This is a genomic window from Thiolapillus sp., from assembly GCF_048562965.1.
Taxonomy (GTDB): Bacteria; Pseudomonadota; Gammaproteobacteria; order Chromatiales; family Chromatiaceae; genus Thiolapillus; species Thiolapillus brandeum_A.
This window is the reverse complement of sequence record NZ_JBHNMF010000597.1, coordinates 1-1,921: the sequence shown is the minus strand read 5'-3', so window position 1 is coordinate 1,921 and position 1,921 is coordinate 1. Positions and strand designations below refer to the sequence as shown.

The 1,921-nt window shown below is 58.4% G+C and carries 1 protein-coding gene; it reads left to right on the top strand.

The window, feature by feature from the left end:
* Positions 1-133 precede the first annotated feature (133 nt).
* Positions 134-1,612 (top strand): DotA/TraY family protein, encoded by a 1,479-nt coding sequence (locus tag ACOCD2_RS18155; RefSeq protein ID WP_419607064.1) that lies wholly within the window; start codon positions 134-136, stop codon positions 1,610-1,612.
* Positions 1,613-1,921 lie beyond the last annotated feature (309 nt).

Below are 1,921 nucleotides of genomic sequence, written 5' to 3'. Positions count from 1 at the left end.
GATCAAGACGTTCCCGGTCCAGTTCAGCGAAGCCCGGCGGGCGTTCTTCGCGCCCCAGGCCTATCAGGAACGCCTGAACGCTTACCAGATGTACAAGCGCACCGGTGGCAACCGGAAAAGCAGCCTGGCGGATATGGCGCATTGCACAGAGTACCAGAAGGACGAGTATGGGCTGGACGAAGCGGTGGATGTGTGTGCGGAAAATGACGTACAAGATGAACTGGAGGACTACCTGGATATATCCAGCCCCGAAGGGTTGAGCACCCGGGCAACCGAAATCCTTACCCAATCGCTCTCCTACGGACCGGATTCCTGGGCATCTTATCTGTCTGATGGCGACGCGTTGAGAAATCTCCAGACGCTGGGTAATTTCTATATTGCCGGTGTTCAGGCAGCCGCTGCGGGATTCCTGACATTGAAGATTGCAGGCGCATTTGTGGGTGGCGCAACCGATGGCTCCGCCTGGGGACTGGTGCTTCAAATCTTCACAGGTGAAGGCATCAAAGACGGAATTATGGCCGCTACGAATGTGAACGACTCGTTCTTGGGGCGGCTGATCGCGGGCGCCATGGGCGTGCTGCTTCTGGCCGGGATGGCGCTGGCCTATTATCTGCCCATGGTGCCTTTCTTCCTCTGGATCATGGGATTCATCGGTTGGGTTATCCTGGTGATGGAAGTAATAGTGGCCGCGCCCCTGTGGGCCATTGCGCACGGCATCCCCGATGGCGAGGGCATAGCCGGCCAACACGGCAAACAAGGCTACATGCTGTTTCTGCGGGTGCTGGCGCGCCCGAGCCTGATGGTGATCGGCTTCTTTATCAGCATTCTGCTTTTCGAGGCCATCGCCGGGGTCGTGGGTGCGGGGTTCCGCATGGCGCAGTTTGATTCAGGTGCCTGGAGAACGCCTGCTTACCTGGTGGCCTATGCTGTCCTGATGACCACGCTTGTGATTGTTGCCGCGCACAAATGTTTTTCGCTGATTACCTGGATACCCGACAACGTGCTCAACTGGATTGCACAGTTGCATACCAATCTGGGAGAAGCGCAGGATGCGCATCGGGCGCAATCGATGATCATTGCCGCCAGTCGTCGAATAGAAGCCGCTGGGACACATGGTTCAGGGCTTCCCAAACCGCCGCCAGGTGCCGGCCCTGGCGGCAACCTGCCGGGCGGGGCAGTTACGCCCGCCCATCAGGACATGCCCAGCGGCGCCCTGGCAGCCCGGACGGATCATGCCGACCGTATGGAGGGGGCGGAAAAGACGGCAAGCCAAGCGCCGGTCGGTGACGTTGATGCGAGAACAGATCTACCTGGCGTGCAACCCGGTTTAGACAAACAGGTTGCTGCTGGAAGCGCGGAGCACGGCAGCACAGCGGAACACCAGACAGGTGATCAGAAAACAGTCGGCAGTGAGGGCGGGGATAGAGGTTCTGGCGCGACTGAGGACGCAAAAAGCCCGGAAGCCTATTCAAAAGGAGAGAATGGTTCTGGCGCGGTACGGGACGTTTTTCGCATTGCCAGCCAGGCGTTTGATGGTTCGTCAGAGCAAAAAACCTCAGAGAGTCGGGTATCGCCCGAATCCGTCGTGGGGGGTGAGAAGCGATCGGATTAACGGCTGGGCTCCGAGCGTCAAATAACGCGGCACGAGCCGTGCCGCAACCACTGGCGGAGTGGAAGCGAAGGCCGCCAGGCCGTGAGCGTGAATCCCGCGTAGACCACTACCACCGCTGCCATGCCGAAGTAATGGGGTGACGGTTTTCTCCGTCATGTGATCACTGATGCTTGCCTCGTCTTGCCAAACCCGCCCTGAAGCGGAAGCTGAAGGGCTTTCACTCGTCGAGTTCGGGATGCCCATTGGGCTGGGATCTTCTTAGGTTACGCATTTGCTTCACAAAAGGTACTCATTTATTATAAAAAGCAC